Source organism: Microbacterium sp. LMI1x-1-1.1, from assembly GCF_040676205.1.
GTDB lineage: Bacteria > Actinomycetota > Actinomycetes > Actinomycetales > Microbacteriaceae > Microbacterium > Microbacterium aquilitoris.
The window spans coordinates 1,204,000-1,221,942 of sequence record NZ_JBEGHM010000002.1; the positions used below are offsets into that span (position 1 = coordinate 1,204,000).

The following is a 17,943-nucleotide window of genomic DNA, read 5'->3' on the forward strand; positions in this document are numbered from 1 at the left end:
GACTCGGTCGCACCTGACGCCACCCGGTACCAAAGGAGTTGCCGCCCATGAGCGCCGTACAATTCGACGTCCCCGCCGTCGTCGCCGCGGATCCGACCGCGAACACCTCGGACATCCTCGTCGAGCGGGTGAAGGCGACTCCGTCGCTCGCCCTGTTCGCCGTCCCCGACGGAGGCGGCTGGCGCGACATCACCGCGGCGGAGTTCCACCGCGAAGTCCTGGCGCTGGCCAAGGGCCTCGCGGCCAGCGGCATCCAGCCCGGCGACAAGGTCGCCTTCCTGGCGCGAACGACCTACGACTGGACCCTCGTCGACTTCGCGCTCTTCTTCACCGGCGCCGTCATGGTGCCCGTGTACGAGACCAGCTCGCCGTCGCAGATCGAGTGGATCCTCAGCGACTCGGGCGCCGTCGCCATGATCGTCGAGAGCACCGTGCATGCGGAGCGCGTCGCCGAGATCCGTTCGGACGTCCCGCTCCTGCGGGAGGTGTGGACGATGCAGGCGGGTGACCTCGACGTGCTGCGCTCGCGCGGCACCGACGTCACCGACGACGAGATCGAACGCCGTCGCTCGCTCGCAGATGCGGACGACATCGCCACGCTCATCTACACGTCCGGCTCGACGGGCCGCCCCAAGGGGTGCGTCCTCACCCACAAGAACTTCGTCGAGCTGTCGCGGAACTCCGCCGTCGCGCTCAGCGAGGTCGTGCAGCAGCCGGGCGCCGCGACCCTCCTCTTCCTCCCCCTCGCGCACGTCTTCGCGCGTTTCATCTCGATCCTCAACATCCACGGCGGGGTGAAGACGGGGCACGAGCCCGACACGACGAAGCTCCTCGCGGGTCTGGGGTCGTTCAAGCCGACCTACCTGCTCGCCGTGCCGCGGGTGTTCGAGAAGGTCTACAACTCGGCCGAGCAGAAGGCGGAGGCAGGCGGGAAGGGCAAGATCTTCCGAGCGGCGGCCGCCGTCGCCGTCGAGCACTCGCGTCGACTGCAGGACGGGGAGAAGATCCCGCTCGCGATGAAGGTGAAATTCGCCCTCTTCGACCGTCTCGTGTACAGCAAGCTGCGCACCGCGATGGGGGGCCGGGTCGCCCACGCCGTCTCGGGGTCCGCCCCGCTCGGCTCGCGCCTCGGGCACTTCTTCCACAGCCTCGGCGTGCAGATCCTCGAGGGGTACGGCCTGACCGAGACCACGGCGCCCGCGACCGTGAACCTCGCGACGAAGTCCAAGATCGGCACGGTCGGACCCGCCCTCCCGGGCGTCGGCGTCCGCCTCGCCGACGACGGCGAGATCGAGGTGCGCGGGGTCAACGTCTTCAAGGAGTACTGGCGGAACCCCGAGGCCACCGCGGCCGCGTTCGACGATGGGTGGTTCCGCACCGGCGACATCGGTTCCTTCGACTCGGAGGGCTATCTGACGATCACCGGTCGCAAGAAGGAGATCATCGTCACCGCCGGCGGCAAGAACGTCGCCCCCGCCGTCCTGGAAGACCCGATCCGCGCCAACCCGATCGTCGGTCAGGTCGTCGTCGTCGGCGACCAGAAGCCGTTCATCGGCGCCCTGGTCACCCTGGACCGCGAGATGCTTCCGACGTGGATGGGCAACAACGGGCTGGCGGCCGACATGCCGATGTCGCAGGTGATCACGCACCCGAAGGTCCTCGCCGAGGTCCAGACCGCCGTCGACCGCGCCAACTCGTCGGTCTCCCGAGCGGAGTCGATCCGCAAGTTCGTGATCCTCGACACCGAGTGGACCGAGGCATCCGGCCACCTCACGCCGAAGATGAGCATCAAGCGCAACGTCATCCTCTCGGACTTCGCCGCCGACATCGACGAGCTCTATCAGGCCAACGTCTCGACGACGAACATCTCGCTCGGCAACTGAGCACCACGACGAAAGGCCCCGGAGATCCGGGGCCTTTCGTCATCGGCGGGTCAGAACCAGTCCGACTCCCGCACCTCGCGCATCGCCTGCCGGCGGACATCCTTCGGCAGACGATCCAAGTAGAGGATGCCGTCGAGGTGATCGCATTCATGCTGCAGCGCCTGGGCGAGCAGGCCCTCGCCCTCGATGACGATCTCTGCGCCGTCGAGGCCGAGCCCCGTCACACGCGCCCACGGGTGCCGGAGGGCGTCGTGCCAGAGGCCCGGAACGGAGAGGCATCCCTCCCCCGTCGGCTCCGGATCACCGGACACCTCGAGCACGGGGTTGAGGACGTACCCGATCACTCCGTCGACGTTGTAGCTGAAGGCCCGGAGCGCGACTCCGATCTGCGGCGCCGCCACGCCGGCGCGGCCCGGCTCGGCGACCGAATCGACGAGATCGGTGACCAGACTCCGGACACCGTCGTCGATGTCGTCGATGGGTGCACATGTTCCTCGGAGCACGGGGTCGCCGAAGATGCGGATGGGACGGACGGCCATCAGCGGACCGTCCCCGCCGCACGGAGCCCTTCGACGACGACCGCAGCAAGCTCCCGCGCAGCGAGTCGCGTGGCGGGGTCGAGGTCGCGGAAGGTGATCGGTCCCCCCGTGGCGATGTGCGAGTCGTACGGGATCGTCACGACCGCGCGCACCCGCGACCGGAAGTGGGCTTCCAGCTCGCTGGGTCGGATGAGGCTCGCGCCGGGACGCGAGGTGTTCAGCACGACGACGGCATCGCGGGCGAGGTCGGCGTAGCCGTTGGACTCGAGCCACGACAGCGTCTCGGAGGCGAGCTTCGCCTCGTCGACGCTCCGCCCCGCGACGATGAGAAGCTGGTCCGCCAACTCGAGCGTGGCATCCATCACGGAGTGAACGATGCCGGTCCCGCTGTCGGTCAGGACGATGGAGTAGTAGTGAGCCGCGATGGCCGCCACATCGTGATAGTCCCGATCGCTGAACGCTTCGGAGAGGTGCGGGTCGGCGTCGGACGCGAGGATGTCGAGGCGGGTCTCGTCGCGGGCCACGAGGGCGGACAGGTCGTTGAAGCCGTGCACCTCGGCACGCGAGCGCACCAGGTCGCGCACCGTCTTGCCGCTGGAACGCTCGATCCGTTCGGCGAGCGTGCCGCGATCAGGGTTGGCGTCGATCGCGATCACCCGGTCCTCGCGGGCGTCTGCGAGGGCCATGCCGAGGAGGGTGGTGACGCTGGTCTTGCCCACACCGCCCTTCCGGGACAGGACGGGCACGAACTTCGCACCGCCGACGAGGGGAGCCGCGATACGACGGCCGAGTTCCTTCCGCGCGCGGACGCGAGGATTGTCCGCCAGGACGACCCGGCGGCCCGTGGCGGTGTAGACCAATCGCTGCCACAGGCCCTCGGGCTCGGACGGAGCGACGCGCGCGCGGTCGATGAGCCGGTCGGCGGTGAGGAGGTCCGGACTCTCGCGATCGGCACCGAGCTGGTCGAGGCGGCGCGACTGCAGCGGCTCCTCGTCGATGCGGGCACCGCGCACGCGTTCGAGGGCGTGCTTGTCCGTCGCGACTGCGTGGTGAGCCGCGCGGCGGGTGGTGCCCGTCTGCGTCGACACGGCGGTCGTCGTGGGGGGCACCACCTCGGCGTCGACCACGTCTTCGGTCACCTCGGCGGGCAATCCGTCGGCGGCGGGTTCTTCGACCGGGGCCGGCTCCTCGGGTGTCGTCTCCTGAGCCGTGAGGTCGCCCTGATCGGTGGACATCGTCGTGGTCGCGACATCCTCGTCGTCGACGTAGTCGTCGTCATCGTCGGAGAGCGGCGGCAGCGCGAGATCGATCTGCGCCGTCGCCCCCTCGACGATGCCGATGCCGGTGGTCTCGAGGTTGTCGGTGCGCTCGAGCACACCGTTGTCGACGTCGTCCGACGTTTCGTTGTCGTGCTCGCGCATCACGGGGGTCACTCCTGGTGGTTCTCGGGGCTCGAAAAGCCCGACGCACCAGGTTAGTCCGCGGGACGGACCACGAGCAAAAGGTCGCCGGCCTCGACCTGCGCCGTCGTCGCGATGACGATCCGCTCCACGACGCCGTCGACGGGGGCGGCGATCGCCGCCTCCATCTTCATGGCCTCGATGGATGCCACGGGCTCACCCGCCCGGACCTTCGTCCCCTCCTCGGCCTTGACGGTGACGACGCCCGAGAAGGGTGCTGCCACCTGGCCAGGCTTCGACGTGTCGGCCTTCTCGGCCTGCCGGGCCTCGACCGAGACGGCGCGATCGCGCACGGTGACCGGACGGAGCTGACCATTGAGGGTCGCCATCACCGTCCGCATCCCCTTGTCGTCGACCTCGCCGATCGCCTCGAGCCCCACGTAGAGCTGAACGCCGCGCTCGATCTCGACGACGTGCTCCTGGCCGGGTCGCATGCCGTAGAGGTAGTCGATCGTGTCGAGGACGCTGAGGTCGCCGAAGGTCTCCCGCACCTCGTGGTAGGCCTTCGTCGGCGCAGGGAACAACAGCCGGTTGAGCGTATGACGTCGGGTCGCCGAGTCGGCGTTCAACGCCGCCGCGTTCTCTGCCGAGATCTCCGTCCCGCCCACCCTCCTCGACCGACCGGCGAGAACCTTCGAACGGAACGGTTCCGGCCACCCGCCCGGCAGGTCACCGAGTTCGCCCGCCATGAACGCGACCACCGAATCGGGGACGTCGTACTTCTCGGGGTTCGCCTCGAAGTCCGCGGGGTCGGCCTTCACCGCCGTCAGGTGCAGCGCGAGGTCGCCCACGACCTTCGACGACGGCGTCACCTTGGGGATGCGGCCGAGCATGCGATCCGCCGCGGCGTACATGTCCTCGATCAGCTCGAAGTCCTCCGCCAGCCCCAGTGCGATGGCCTGCTGACGAAGGTTCGACAGCTGCCCGCCGGGGATCTCGTGATGGTAGACGCGTCCGGTGGGGCCGGGCAGCCCGGACTCGAACGGTGCGTACAGATTGCGCACCGCCTCCCAGTACGGCTCCAGGTCCGCGACCGCCTGCAGGTCGAGGCCCGTGTCGCGCTCGGTGTCGGCCATCGCGGCGACGAGCGCCGAGAGGGAGGGCTGACTCGTGGTGCCCGACATCGGCGCGGCGGCGGCGTCGACGGCATCCGCCCCCGCCGCACTGGCGGCCAGGAGCGTCGCCAGCTGTCCGCCGGCGGTGTCGTGCGTGTGGACGTGAACCGGAAGGTCGAATCGCTCGCGGAGCGCCGTCACGAGCTTCGTCGCGGCAGCGGGCCGGAGCAGACCAGCCATGTCCTTGATCGCGAGGACGTGGGCCCCGGCCTCGACCATCTGCTCCGCGAGACGGAGGTAGTAGTCGAGCGTGTAGAGGTCCTCCGCCGGGTCGAGCAGGTTTCCCGTGTAGCAGACGGCCGTCTCCGCGACCGCCGTCCCCGTCGCCAGCACGGCCTCGATCGCGGGGCGCATCTGACTGACGTCGTTCAGCGCGTCGAAGATGCGGAAGATGTCGACCCCGGATGCGGCGGCTTCGGCCACGAACGCGTCGGTCACGCTCGTCGGGTACGGCGTGTACCCCACCGTGTTGCGACCGCGTAGGAGCATCTGGATCGCGACGTTCGGGAGCGCGGTACGCAACGCGTCGAGCCGCTCCCACGGGTCCTCGCCGAGGAAGCGGAGTGCCACGTCGTACGTCGCGCCGCCCCACGCCTCCACCGACAGCAGCTGCGGCGTCAGCCGGGCGACGTGCGGCGCCACGCGGACGAGGTCCTTCGTCCGCACCCGGGTCGCCAGGAGCGACTGGTGCGCGTCGCGGAACGTCGTCTCGGTGACGGCGAGGCCGGGCTGCGCACGGAGCGCCTCGGCGAACCGCTTCGGCCCCAGCTCGAGCAGCCGCTGCCGCGATCCCGGTGCCGGTTCCGCGTCCAGATCGACCGCGGGGAGCTTCGCGGCGGGGTCGGTGTGGACCGGGCTGTCGCCGTTCGGTCGGTTCACCGTGACGTCGGCGAGCCACGAGACGATCTTGGATCCCCGGTCCTTCGACTCGCGGCCGAGGACGAGGTCAGGGCGCTCGTCGATGAAGGCCGTGCTGAGGTCGCCCGCGACGAAGGCGGGGTCGTCGAGGACGCGCTGCAGGAAAGGGATGTTGGTCGAGACGCCGCGGATGCGGAACTCCGCCAGGGCGCGCCGGGACCGGATGACGGCCGCCTCGAAGTCGCGACCACGGCAGGTCAGCTTCGAGAGCATCGAATCGAAGTGCGGGCTGATCTGCGACCCGGCTGCGGTCGTACCGCCGTCGAGACGGATGCCGGCACCACCCGGCGAGCGATAGGTCGTGATCTTGCCGGTGTCGGGGCGGAAGCCGTGCGCGGGGTCCTCGGTCGTGATGCGGCACTGCAGCGCGGCTCCGCGCAGCTGGATCTGCTCCTGACGGAGCCCCAGGTCGGCCAGGGTCTCCCCCGACGCGATGCGCATCTGAGATTGGACGAGATCGACATCCGTGACCTCCTCGGTCACGGTGTGCTCCACCTGGATGCGAGGGTTCATCTCGATGAAGACGACCTCGCCGGTGCGCGGGCCCGCCGTCTCGAGGAGGAACTCGACGGTGCCGGCGTTCTCGTAGGCGATCGATTCGGCGAAGGCGACGGCGTACGCGTGCAGGCTCCGGCGGATCTCGTCGTCGAGGTTGGGCGCCGGCGCGATCTCGACGACCTTCTGGTGGCGGCGCTGCACCGAGCAGTCCCGCTCGAAGAGGTGGACGGTGGTGCCTGCCTTGTCGGCGAGGATCTGTACCTCGACGTGACGGGGGCGCTGGACGGCCTGCTCGAGGAAGACGCGGGCGTCGCCGAACGCGCTGCCCGCCTCACGCATCGCCTCGGACAGTGCAGGCGGGAGCGCATCCGGGTGCTCGACGCGACGCATCCCTCGCCCGCCGCCACCGGCGACGGCCTTCACGAAGATGGGGAAGCCGATGTCGCCCGCCTGCGCGACCAGGTGATCGATGTCGTCGGATGCCTCGGTCGAGCGGAGGACGGGCACACCTGCCGCGATGGCGTGCTGCTTCGCGGTGACCTTGTTCCCGGCCATCTCGAGGACGGTCGAGGACGGGCCGATGAACGCGATGCCGTTGGCCGCGGCCTTCGCGGACAGCTCGGGATTCTCCGACAGGAACCCGTAGCCGGGGTAGATCGCGTCCGCACCGCTCTCGAGGGCGACGCGGATGATCTCGTCGACGTCGAGGTACGCGCGGACCGGATGCCCCACCTCGCCGATCTGGTAGGCCTCATCCGCTTTCAGCCGATGAAGCGAGTACCGATCCTCGTACGGGAAGACCGCCACCGTGCGGGCCCCCAGCTCATACGCCGCGCGGAATGCGCGGATGGCGATCTCTCCGCGGTTTGCGACCAGAATCTTCCGAAACATGCTCTTCCCCTCTACAGGGTGCGGGGCCGCTGCGTCGGGGCCGCCGAGGTACGGGCTGAGTACCCTCACAGCCTAGGGGACGGTAACGTGGTCGCTTGTGCACGTACTCTCCGTCAGCTCCCTCAAAGGTGGCGTCGGCAAGACGACCGTGACCCTGGGCCTCGCCTCCGCGGCGTTCGCGCGCGGGGTGCGGACCCTTGTCGTCGACCTGGACCCGCAGTCCGACGTGTCGACGGGGATGGACATCCAGGTGGCGGGGCGTCTCAACGTCGCCGACGTCCTCGCGAATCCCAAGGAGAAGGTCGTCCGACAGGCGATCACCTCGAGCGGCTGGGCGAAGGTCCACCCCGGGACGATCGACGTCATGATCGGCAGCCCCTCCGCCATCAACTTCGACGGACCGCACCCGAGCGTCCGCGACGTCTGGAAGCTCGAAGAAGCGCTCGCGACCATCGAGGCGGACTACGACCTGGTCCTCATCGACTGCGCGCCGTCGCTGAACGCCCTCACCCGCACGGCGTGGGCGGCATCCGATCGCGTCGTCGTCGTGACCGAACCGGGTCTCTTCTCGGTCGCCGCCGCCGACCGCGCGCTCCGCGCCATCGAGGAGATCCGTCGCGGCCTCTCGCCGCGCCTGCAGCCCCTCGGGATCGTCGTCAACCGTGTGCGCCCGCAGTCGATCGAGCACCAGTTCCGCATCAAGGAACTCCGCGACATGTTCGGTCCGCTCGTCCTCACCCCTCAGCTGCCCGAGCGCACCTCGCTGCAGCAGGCTCAGGGCGCGGCGAAGCCCCTGCACATCTGGCCGGGCGACTCCGCACAGGAGCTCGCCGCGGACTTCGACTCGCTGCTCGACCGGATCGTCCGCACCGGCAGGATCCCCGTCTCCGGAGCCGTCTCCCCCGCCTGACCTCCGGGCGCACGACAACGGGCGACGCGCGTCGTGCGCCGGCGTCGCCGAAGTGTCAGGCCGAGCGGGCTGAGCGACGAGCCGCGAGCTCGTCCATCTGCTCGGGCTGCTGAGCGTCGAAGTCGACCAGCGTGGTCTCGACCTCGCGGAGCACCTTTCCGACGGCGATGCCGAAGACGCCCTGGCCCCGACTGACCAGATCGATGACCTCGTCGTTCGAGGTGCACAGATACACAGAGGCTCCATCGCTCATGAGCGTGGTCCCGGCGAGGTCGCGGATGCCGGCAGCGCGCAGCTGGTCGACGGCGATGCGGATCTGCTGCAGCGAGATACCGGTGTCGAGAAGACGCTTCACGAGCTTCAGGACGAGGATGTCGCGGAAGCCGTACAGTCGCTGCGATCCCGACCCGCTCGCCCCACGGACCGTGGGCTCCACCAGTTCGGTGCGCGCCCAGTAGTCCAGCTGGCGGTAGGTGATACCTGCTGCGCGAGCCGCTTGGGCACCGCGGTAACCGACTTCGTCGTCCATCTCGGGGAGGCCGTCGGTGAACAGGAGCTCTGTCGAGAACTTCTGCTCGCCCAGCGCGTCGTGCGCAGTCATCGAGGCCTCCTGCAGGTGATCGGTTCTTCAACGCTAGAGGAGGGAGGGGCCTCGGGCAATGACATCCGACTCCCGGGCCTCGGCGTGTCGCGGAAGGGACTCACGGCGTCAAGCGCTCGAGCGCGGCGCTGACGAACACCTGCCGGATCTCTTCGAGACGCCGTGCCAGCTCGGGCGCCACCTCACTGGCCTGCGCGCGGGAACCGGCATCCGTCCGGCGCAGCAGCGGGGCGATGGCGCTCTCGATCAACGAGACCTCGCGCTCGGCGCTCTGACGGATGGTGCGGATGTGGCGAGGCTGGATGCCGTGAGCGTTCAGCGCGACAAGCGACCGCAGGACTCCCAGTGCCCGCTCGTCGAAGGTGTCGGCTGGAGCGATGATCCCCGCGGAGACTGCTTCGTTGAGCAGTGTCGTGGAGGCGCCGGCCGTGCTCAGGAGCTCGTCGCGTCGGTAGCGTCGCGACGTCTGCACGATGGAGGCGGGAGGAGCGGGAGCGACGTCGTCGCCGTGTTCTTCGAGGTACTCGCGGATGCGGGCGAGCGGGAGGCCGAAATCACGCTGCATCGTGAGAGCCGTCCGCAGCCGCTCGACGTCAGCCGGGGAGAACTTCCGGTACCCCGAGTCGGTGCGTACGGGCGTGACGATGCCCTGGACTTCGAGGAAGCGGAGCTTGCTGGCCGTGAGCGCGGGGAATTCGGGACTCAACCGGGCGAGGACCTGACCGATGCTCAAGGAGCCCGAGGACGCTGCTCGTCCCCGGGTCGCGGCGGCCGGGCTCACGCGCTGATCGCCCGCTCGGCAGGAGCCACGAAGAAGTTGAGACGGAACTTGCCCACGCGGACCTCCGCGCCGTCCGTCAGGGTCGCGCGATCGACGCGCTCACCGTTGACGTAGGTGCCGTTCAGCGACCGCTGGTCGATCAGCTCGAACGTTGCACCCGTGCGGGTGATCTCGGCGTGACGACGCGACACGGTCACGTCGTCGAAGAAGATGTCGGCCTCGGGGTGACGACCCACGGTCGTGACGTCGGTGTCGAGCAGGTAGCGGGCACCCGCAGTCGGGCCCGAACGCACGATCAGGAGCGCGGCACGCGCCGGAAGGGCGTTGATCGCCTCGACCTCCGCCGCCGTCAACTCCGCGCCGAAGGGCACGAAGGAAAGGTCCGAGTCGTGCCCGAACGTCTGCGTCGAATCCACGAGACGCGGGTGCGCCGAGGTCTCGGCACCACGATGGATGTCGCCGCCCGGTCGCTGATTGTCGTCCACGATGTCCTCCTTCTTCCACAGTAACCGATCGGTCACGCTCCCGGTTGCCGGGCACCCCGGATCGGGGCGCGCGGAGGGGCGTTGTCCTGGATGTCGTCGGGCACGACGAGCCGCTCCCCGCCTGGGTAGCCTGACGCACATCGTCCCCTTCTCACAAGGAGCAGATGGCACCGGCCGGCCTCTCCGTGGTCGGCTGTCGCATGGTAGCGATGGGACCCGCGCGAGAACAGGGTCGTGGGCACCCCTCCCTCTTCCACTATCGTCGCGCGCATGTCCACGATCACGACAGCTTCCGCTCGGCGCCCGGTCACCGCGATGGCCGGCGCGGCGATCGCCGCACTCCTCTTGTTCGCCCCGGCCGCCTCCGCCGCCGCCCACGACGAACTGCTCTCCTCCGATCCCGCACCCGACACGGTGCTCGGGACGACTCCCGCCGCGATCACGCTGACGCTCAGCGACGCGCCGTCGACCGAAACGGGCTCGACGGAGTTCGCCGTCTACGACGAGGAGTGCGACTCGATCGGCGAGGGCGACCCCGTCGTAGACGGCAACACCGTCTCGCAAGCGATCCGCGGACCGGTCGAGGGCGCTGTCCTCGTGCAGTGGCGGGTGGTCTCGAGCGACGGTCACCCCATCTCCGACGAGTACACCTTCTCGGTCGGAGAGGACGGGAAGGTGGCTGCCGCCGAGGAATGCGGCGAGTCGGTCGGCGAGCAGACCGAAGGGTCGTCGGAAGGCTTCAACGCCGTGCCCTACGCCGTCGGCGGAGCCATCATCTTCGCGGCTGTGGGCGTGGTCCTCGCCGTCGCGATCGTGCGTGGACGGCGGGGCGCCACGAAGGAGTGACGGCACCCGCAGCGGGCTAGGCTTGACGTATGCCTCACTACGACGTCGTCATCCTCGGTGCCGGCCCCGGCGGCTATGTCGCGGCCGTCCGCTCAGCACAGCTCGGACTGTCCACCGCCATCATCGAAGAGAAGTACTGGGGCGGTGTCTGCCTCAACGTGGGCTGCATCCCTTCGAAGGCTCTTCTGAAGAACGCCGACCTCGCGCACACCTTCACCCACAAAGCCGATCTGTTCGGCATCAGCGGTGACGTGAGCTTCGACTTCGGCGTCGCGTGGGACCGCAGCCGCAAGGTCGCCGACACCCACGTCAAGGGCATCCACTTCCTGATGAAGAAGAACAAGGTGACCGAGTACGACGGTCGCGGCACGTTCCTCGACGCGAAGACCATCGAGGTCGCGAAGTCCGACGGCTCCACCGAGACCGTCACCGCCGACAACGTCATCATCTCGACCGGCTCGACCGTGCGCCTCCTGCCCGGCGTCACCCTGAGTGAGAACGTCGTCACCTACGAGGAGCAGATCCTCACCCGTGAACTGCCGAACTCGATCGTCATCGTGGGCGCCGGCGCCATCGGCATGGAGTTCGCGTTCTTCATGAGCAACTACGGCGTGAAGGTGACGATCATCGAGTTCCTCGATCGCGCGCTGCCCAATGAAGACGTCGAGATCTCGAAGGAGATCCAGCGCCAGTACAAGAAGTACGGCATCGACATCCTCACCTCGACCAAGGTCGAGTCCGTCGTCGACTCCGGCGACAAGGTCACCGTGTCGTACTCGGCGAACGCCGACGGCGCGAAGGGGCAGATCGAGGCCGACAAGGTGCTCATGTCGATCGGCTTCGCTCCGCGCGTCGAGGGCTTCGGTCTCGACAAGACCGGCGTGAAGCTCACCGAGCGCGGTGCGATCGAGATCGACGACTACATGCGCACGAACGTCGACGGCGTCTACGCCATCGGCGACGTCACCGCCAAGCTGCAGCTCGCGCACGTGGCCGAGGCGCAGGGCGTCGTCGCCGCCGAGACGATCGGCAAGGCCGAGACCCAGACGCTGGGCGACTACCGCAACATGCCCCGCGCCACGTTCTGCTCGCCGCAGGTCGCCTCGTTCGGCCTCACCGAGCAGCAGGCCCGCGATGCCGGCTACGACATCAAGGTCGCGAAGTTCCCCTTCTCGGCCAACGGCAAGGCCAACGGCCTGGGAGAGCCGGTCGGCTTCGTGAAGCTGATCGCAGATGCCGAGCACCTCGAGCTGCTCGGCGGCCACCTCATCGGTCCGGACGTGTCCGAGCTCCTCCCCGAGCTCACGCTCGCCCAGAAGTGGGACCTCACCGCCCTCGAGGCCGCGCGCAACGTGCACACGCACCCGACCCTCTCGGAAGGCCTGCAGGAGGCGTTCCACGGCCTCGCGGGCCACATGATCAACCTCTGATCGCAGCGGGAAGACCTATCGGATCGATGGGGTCTTCAGTAACCTGACGATCACGACTGACGCCGCCCCGAACGAAGCCGGGGGCGGCGTCAGTGCGTTAACGGGTGCGGCGGCTCAGAGACCGAGTGCGCGTTCGAGCTTGGAGCCCGACGCCGACACGTCTCCGCCGGCGGCACGGACCAACTCGTCGGCCGCATCGAAGAGCGCGTCGCGGGCGGCGGCATCCGCGGGCGCCGCAGGCCCGAGCTCGAGTTCCCACTCGCGCCAGGCCGTCTCGACGCCCCGGCGGACATCCGTCGCGGTGACGCGGTCGTCGACGAATTCGGCGAGGAGGCCTCCCCCGGCGTCGAGGAGCGCGTAAGCGGTGCGCGAGTTCCGGATCCGGGCGAGGGGCGCGAACGGGGGCGCTGCGATCTCGGAAAGGACGCTCTCGATCTCAGCCGGGACGACGATGTGCTCCGGGTCGCCGTCGTCGAGCGGCCAGCGCGACTCGGCCTTGCCCTCGGGGGTCACGCGCTTGATGTGCCACCCCTCGTCGGGGCCGCCGCTCCGGCGACGCAGGGCGACGCGTGCGCGGCCGAGCGCTCCGTCCGCCGTGTCGAGATAGTGCGCGTCGAGTTCGCGGGGCTCGGGCGCGCCGACGACGGCGACGCCGGGAAGCCGTGCCCAATCGGGCAGCGGCGTCCCGGCGTCGACGTCGTAGGTCCGCTCGATCTCGAGCGAGTGCTCCGGCTCAGTCGTCAAGGGTCGAACGGTCGTCGCGCTCGTCCGCGGACGGGTCGATGTCGTCTTGAGCGGCGATGAAATGGAAGTCGGCGGACGTGGGTCCGTCGTCTTCTCCCGTGTTCTCGTCGGCGCCCGAGCGCTCGTACGTGATCTGCGTCTCGCTGTAGGGCAGGATCAGCCGATCCGTGTCCTCTTCGAGCGGGATGACCTGTCCGTCGAGCGGACCGCCGTGAAGTCGTGCAATAGCCATGATGAACCTCCGCTACCGACTCTAATCGGGCGGATGCAGCTCGACCCGATGCCTTGTCAGCGGGCCCAGGCGGTGATATCCCGGCGACTCAGAGGATCGGCGGGGTGTGCCAGATGCGGTCGATGTAATCGCGCATCGACCGATCCGACGAGAAGAAGCCGCACCGTGCGACGTTGAGGATCGCGGCGCGGGTCCACGCATCCTGGTCGGCGTACAGGGCGTCGACGCGCTTCTGCGCGGCGATGTAGTCGGTGTAGTCCGCGAGCGCCATGAAGGGATCGTGGTGCGTCAGGTTAGACACGACCGGCTCGAACACCGAGGCGTCCCCGCCGGAGAACGCACCGGAGGAGATCAGCTCGAGAGCGCGCGACAGGTTCTCGTCGGCGCGGACGAAGTCGATGGGGTGGTAGCCCCGCGCCTGCAGGTCGGCGACCTCGGGCTCGGCCATGCCGAAGAGGAAGAAGTTGTCGTCGCCGACGAGCTCGCGGATCTCGACGTTCGCACCGTCGTCCGTGCCGATCGTGAGGGCACCGTTGAGGGCGAACTTCATGTTGCCGGTGCCGGAGGCCTCTTTGCCTGCGAGCGAGATCTGCTCGGACAGGTCGGCGGCCGGGACGATGCGCTCCGCGAGGGTCACGTTGTAGTTCGGCGGGAACAGCACCTTCAGTCGACCCTCGACGCGCGGGTCGTCGTTGACGACGGATCCCACAGCGTTGATGAGGTGGATGATGCGCTTGGCCATCGCGTAGCCGGGCGCCGCCTTCGCGCCGAACACGAAGGTCCGCGGAGTCACCTGGTCGGGCGTCACGCGGCCCGAGACGATGGCGTCGTACTCCGTGATGATGTGGAGGAGCTTGAGCGTCTGACGCTTGTACTCGTGGAGCCTCTTCACCATCACGTCGAGCAGGTGGTCGTCGGCGACCGTGAGCCCGTCGCGCTCGGCGAGCGTGCGGGCGAGCACTCGCTTGTTCGCCGCCTTGACCGCACGGAAGGCGGAGCGGAACTCGGCATCGTCGGCGTACTCCTCGAGCTCGCGCAGACGGTCGAGGTCGGTGAGCCAGCCCGCTCCGATCGTGTCGGTGATCAGGCGCGAGAGCCCCGGGTTGGCGAGACGCACGAAGCGCCGAGGCGTCACGCCGTTCGTGACGTTCGTGAACTTGCCGGGGTAGAACTCGTCGAAGTCCGGCAGGACCTTCTCGCGGAGCAGCTGGGAGTGCAGCTCCGCGACGCCGTTGACCTTCGACCCGGCGACGGTGGCGAGGTAGGCCATCCGGATCGCCCCGTCGGGCGAGACGATCGACATGCGGCGGATCCGCTCCGAATCGTCGCCGAACCGCTCGCGGACCGCCTCGAGGAACTCGTCGTTGATCCGGTAGATGATCTCCAGATGCCGCGGAAGCAGGCGACCGAGCAGGTCAGCCGGCCACACCTCGAGCGCCTCGGGCAGCAGGGTGTGGCACGTGTAGGCGAAGCACTGCTGGGTGATCTGCCACGCGGCATCCCACTCGAGCCCCTTCTCGTCGACGAGCACGCGCATGAGCTCGGGGACACCGATGACGGGATGCGTGTCGTTGAGCTGGAAGATGACCCGGTCGGGAAGATTCGCGAGGTCGAAGTCGGCCGGCAGGATGAGATTGACGAAGTCGCTGATGGATGCCGCGACGAAGAAGTACTGCTGCTGCAGACGCAGTTCCTTGCCCTGCGGCGTGGAGTCCTCGGGGTAGAGCACCTTGGAGATGTTCTCGGCGTAGGTCTGCGCCCGCACCGCCTCCTGGTAGTCGCCGGCGTTGAAGACGCGGAGGTCGAAGCCCTGCGTCGCCTGCGCACTCCAGAGCCGGAGCGTGTTGACGCGGCCGTTGTGGTAGCCGGGGACCATGTAGTTGTAAGGCACGGCGAGGACGTTCCACGCGGGGACCCAGCGCGTCCGCGTCACTCCCCCGTCGTCGTAGGTCTCGGTGTGGCCGCCGAAGGAGACGGTCCGCGCCGCCTCGGGGTGCGGGAACTCCCAGGGCGAGCCGAGCGCGAGCCAGGAGTCGGCCTGCTCGACCTGCTGCCCGTCGACGAAGGTCTGCCGGAAGATGCCGTACTCGTATCGGATGCCGTACCCGACGCTCGGGACACCGAGGGTCGCCAGAGAGTCGATGAAGCACGCCGCGAGCCGTCCCAGTCCGCCGTTGCCGAGACCCGGCTCGACCTCCATCGCTCGGACGTCGTCGAGGTCGAGGCCGCACGCCACGAGCGCCTCGTCGGCGATGTCGGTGAGGCCCGTGGCGAGCAGGTTGTTGTCGAGCTGCCGACCGAGCAGGTACTCGGCCGAGAGGTACGCGACACCCTTCGACTGGATCGTGCGCTGACGCCGGACATCCTCGAGCCACCGTGCCATGAGGTAGTCGCGCACCGTCGCGGCGAGCGCGAAGTACCGATCGTTGGCCGTCGACGTCGACAGCGCGACGCCGCGCCCGTTGTTGAGGTTCCGGAGGAACTGGGTCACGAAGCCGTCGACGGTGGGCTCGGGTGCCTGCACGGGCGCGAGGGCGATCGGGTGAGTCGGTTGAAGGCGCGGGTTCTTCACGGTTCGACGGTACACACCCTCGCCCGGCAGCGCCGAGCGGATGCGTCAGAGTTCACACGGCGGTGATCCGGATGTGACGGATGCCGCTCAGTCGTCGCGTTCCTCGGCGAGCGCCGCGCGAGCGGCGTGGAGTTCGTCGGCCGCCGCCTTCACCTGGTCTTCCGCGGTCTGCACCCGTCGCTCGATCAGGGTCCTCGCGCCGTGGACGCGGCGGACGCGATCCTCGCTCTCGAGTGTGGCCGCCACGATGTAGGACGAGGCGATGAGGATCACCTGGCACGAGAGGTTGATCCACAGAAGCAGGGCGATCAGCGACGCGAACGATGCGAGCAGCGGGTTGGACCCGGCACCGCCGACGAAGAGGCTCGACAGCTGCTGCAGCACGGTGAGTCCGACGCCGCCGATGAGCGCCCCGGTCCACAGTGCCCGTGCCGGAGCACGGACGCCCGAGAGGGTGCGGAACAGCAGCGCGACGACGGCGGTGTCGAGGAGGAACGTGACGAGGATGCCGACCGTGGCGCTCACGCCGACCGTGAGCGGGTTCTCGGGCGAGACGCCGACGAAGCCGGCCACGAGGCCGACTCCCGCCGTGCCGAGCACCGTCGCCACCGCCGCGGCCGCCAGTCCGACGCCGATGACGATGGCGAGAAGGAGGTTCCGCGCGAGGACGATGAGGAAGAGCGTGTCGTCGTGCACCTTGTCGGCGACGATCCGCAGGGCCGTGCGGAGCGATCCGATGGCCCCGATCGCGGCCATGATCAGACCGATGAGGGACAGCACGCCCGCCAGAGAGAAGGCGACCGGCTGACTGAGGTTCTCGGTGTCGATGAGGCCGCCCTCGCCGACGAGTCCCGGGATCACACGGTCGACCGCGTCGAGGAGTCCCTGCCACGCCTGCGGGTTGCCCGACAGCCAGAGCGCGGCGACCGAGAACCCGAGGAGGACGCCCGCGAACACGCTGAAGAGGGTGCGGTAGGTCACGCTGTCGGCGAGCATCGGTCCCCGCCGTTCGCTGTACCGCAGGTAGGCACGGACGATCCGCAGGGACAGCGCCCGTGCGATGAGGCGCGGGATCAGCGGGGTCTTCGTACTATCGGCCATCCCCTCACGCTACCGAGGCACCCGCGCTGGCCGACCTCCCCTTGCGTACGGGGCAAGGATCTGCCAGCGGCGACGCGTCACAGACCGAGGCGGTCGACGAGCGACGCGCCCCACACGATGCCCGTCCACGCGCCCAGCAGCATCCACGGGCCGAAGGCGACGGCGGTGCGTCGGCCGGCGCGGCGCGTCGCGAGCAGGAGCATGCCGTAGAGCCCCCCGAAGACGAAGCCCGCGACGGCGCCGACGGCGAGCGCGGACCAGCCCACCCATCCCAGCGCGATGCCGAGCACCCCGGCGAGCTTGACGTCCCCACCGCCCATGCCACCGCCGGCCGCGCGCAGGAGGAGGTAGAACACGAACAGTGCCGCGCCGCCGATCGCCGCGCGCAGGAGTGACGCCCACGGCGCTCCGGCGAGGCACGCGAGGAGCATCAGGCCGCCGACGATGGGATAACCCGGGACAACCCACGCATTGGGGAGCCGGTGCGTCCTGACGTCGATGACGGTGAGTGCGACGGATGCCACGGCCACCCAGAGGTACGCGAGGGTGATCAGGGTGACAGCGAGTGGATCCGTGGTGCCTGCGAACACGGCGGACGCGCTCTCAGCCGTCGAGAACGTCGAGCCGGACGCGGACGGTGTCGCCGTCGGAGATCCCCTCGCGCTCACGCACCGACCGCTTGAGCGGAAGGACGTAGACCCCGCGGCCGGCGTCCGGGAAGATCGACGTCCGCCAGCTCGTCGCGCCGACCGTGGCCCTCACCGGCACGGAACCGAAACCGCGCCCGGGACGCGGGACCTCGCGGATGTCGGCGCTCACCTCTTCGGGCAACGGCACGAAGTACCAGTCGTCCCTCCGCGATTCCCAGCGGAACAGGACCCCAGCGACATCGACGATCATGCGCTCACGGTAGCGAGTGCAGCGGGGCGGCGGCGGG

General features: G+C 69.0%; 16 protein-coding genes. 4 read left to right on the plus strand and 12 right to left on the minus strand.

Annotated elements, in window-relative coordinates; translation table 11 throughout:
- Positions 1–47: 47 nt before the first annotated feature.
- Complete coding sequence (locus tag MRBLMI1x_RS13625) at positions 48–1,883, plus strand: AMP-dependent synthetase/ligase (RefSeq protein ID WP_018186441.1); 1,836 nt, start codon at positions 48–50, stop codon at positions 1,881–1,883.
- A gap of 50 nt (positions 1,884–1,933) precedes the next feature.
- On the opposite strand, the gene MRBLMI1x_RS13630 is transcribed toward MRBLMI1x_RS13625, so the two are convergent.
- From MRBLMI1x_RS13630 to MRBLMI1x_RS13640, 3 genes are read right to left on the minus strand one after another with little or no spacing between them, the layout of a single operon-like run.
- The gene (locus MRBLMI1x_RS13630; RefSeq protein ID WP_018186440.1) at positions 1,934–2,422 is read right to left on the minus strand and encodes a peptide deformylase; all 489 of its coding nucleotides are present in this window, start codon (positions 2,420–2,422) and stop codon (positions 1,934–1,936) included.
- A complete protein-coding gene (locus MRBLMI1x_RS13635) occupies positions 2,422–3,855 on the minus strand; it encodes a MinD/ParA family ATP-binding protein (RefSeq protein WP_414685636.1) in 1,434 nt (477 codons plus the stop codon). The genes MRBLMI1x_RS13630 and MRBLMI1x_RS13635 overlap by 1 nt, the downstream gene beginning before the upstream one ends.
- Before the next feature lie 41 nt (positions 3,856–3,896).
- The gene (locus MRBLMI1x_RS13640; RefSeq protein WP_363459335.1) at positions 3,897–7,304 is read right to left on the minus strand and encodes a pyruvate carboxylase; all 3,408 of its coding nucleotides are present in this window, start codon (positions 7,302–7,304) and stop codon (positions 3,897–3,899) included.
- Positions 7,305–7,401: 97 nt separating this feature from the next.
- Between MRBLMI1x_RS13640 and MRBLMI1x_RS13645 the strand changes: the two genes are divergently transcribed.
- Complete coding sequence (locus MRBLMI1x_RS13645) at positions 7,402–8,214, plus strand: ParA family protein (protein ID WP_018186437.1); 813 nt, start codon at positions 7,402–7,404, stop codon at positions 8,212–8,214.
- A gap of 55 nt (positions 8,215–8,269) precedes the next feature.
- On the opposite strand, the gene MRBLMI1x_RS13650 is transcribed toward MRBLMI1x_RS13645, so the two are convergent.
- The 3 genes from MRBLMI1x_RS13650 to MRBLMI1x_RS13660 form a co-directional block, all read right to left on the minus strand.
- Positions 8,270–8,815 (minus strand): MerR family transcriptional regulator, encoded by a 546-nt coding sequence (locus MRBLMI1x_RS13650; RefSeq protein WP_018186436.1) that lies wholly within the window; start codon positions 8,813–8,815, stop codon positions 8,270–8,272.
- Positions 8,816–8,915: 100 nt separating this feature from the next.
- Positions 8,916–9,548: a MerR family transcriptional regulator gene (locus MRBLMI1x_RS13655; protein ID WP_363459338.1), complete on the minus strand. Its 633-nt coding sequence runs from the start codon at positions 9,546–9,548 to the stop codon at positions 8,916–8,918.
- 44 nt (positions 9,549–9,592) lie between these two features.
- On the minus strand, positions 9,593–10,081 hold the full coding sequence (locus tag MRBLMI1x_RS13660; RefSeq protein WP_018186434.1) for an FHA domain-containing protein: 489 nt from the start codon (positions 10,079–10,081) through the stop codon (positions 9,593–9,595).
- A 270-nt stretch (positions 10,082–10,351) separates the two neighbouring features.
- On the opposite strand from MRBLMI1x_RS13660, the gene MRBLMI1x_RS13665 reads away from it, so the two are divergent.
- On the plus strand, positions 10,352–10,927 hold the full coding sequence (locus MRBLMI1x_RS13665) for a copper resistance CopC family protein (RefSeq protein ID WP_116229284.1): 576 nt from the start codon (positions 10,352–10,354) through the stop codon (positions 10,925–10,927).
- Positions 10,928–10,956: 29 nt separating this feature from the next.
- Positions 10,957–12,357 carry a dihydrolipoyl dehydrogenase gene (lpdA, locus tag MRBLMI1x_RS13670; protein WP_020097551.1) on the plus strand — a complete coding sequence of 467 codons (1,401 nt, stop codon included), beginning with the start codon at positions 10,957–10,959 and terminating at the stop codon, positions 12,355–12,357.
- A 114-nt stretch (positions 12,358–12,471) separates the two neighbouring features.
- Here lpdA and MRBLMI1x_RS13675 read toward each other — a convergent pair whose 3' ends face one another.
- From MRBLMI1x_RS13675 to MRBLMI1x_RS13700, 6 genes are all read right to left on the minus strand, one after another.
- Complete coding sequence (locus MRBLMI1x_RS13675; protein WP_363459340.1) at positions 12,472–13,101, minus strand: CYTH domain-containing protein; 630 nt, start codon at positions 13,099–13,101, stop codon at positions 12,472–12,474.
- Complete coding sequence (locus MRBLMI1x_RS13680; RefSeq protein WP_018186430.1) at positions 13,091–13,333, minus strand: hypothetical protein; 243 nt, start codon at positions 13,331–13,333, stop codon at positions 13,091–13,093. The genes MRBLMI1x_RS13675 and MRBLMI1x_RS13680 overlap by 11 nt, the downstream gene beginning before the upstream one ends.
- 88 nt (positions 13,334–13,421) lie before the next feature.
- Complete coding sequence (locus MRBLMI1x_RS13685) at positions 13,422–15,905, minus strand: glycogen/starch/alpha-glucan phosphorylase (RefSeq protein WP_363459342.1); 2,484 nt, start codon at positions 15,903–15,905, stop codon at positions 13,422–13,424.
- An 87-nt stretch (positions 15,906–15,992) separates the two neighbouring features.
- Positions 15,993–17,006, minus strand: a complete 1,014-nt coding sequence (locus MRBLMI1x_RS13690; RefSeq protein WP_363459344.1) for a YihY/virulence factor BrkB family protein — start codon at positions 17,004–17,006, stop codon at positions 15,993–15,995.
- Between the two features lie 77 nt (positions 17,007–17,083).
- Positions 17,084–17,596 carry an A24 family peptidase gene (locus MRBLMI1x_RS13695; protein ID WP_363459346.1) on the minus strand — a complete coding sequence of 171 codons (513 nt, stop codon included), beginning with the start codon at positions 17,594–17,596 and terminating at the stop codon, positions 17,084–17,086.
- Positions 17,597–17,609: 13 nt separating this feature from the next.
- Positions 17,610–17,906: a DUF1905 domain-containing protein gene (locus MRBLMI1x_RS13700; protein WP_018186426.1), complete on the minus strand. Its 297-nt coding sequence runs from the start codon at positions 17,904–17,906 to the stop codon at positions 17,610–17,612.
- Positions 17,907–17,943 lie beyond the last annotated feature (37 nt).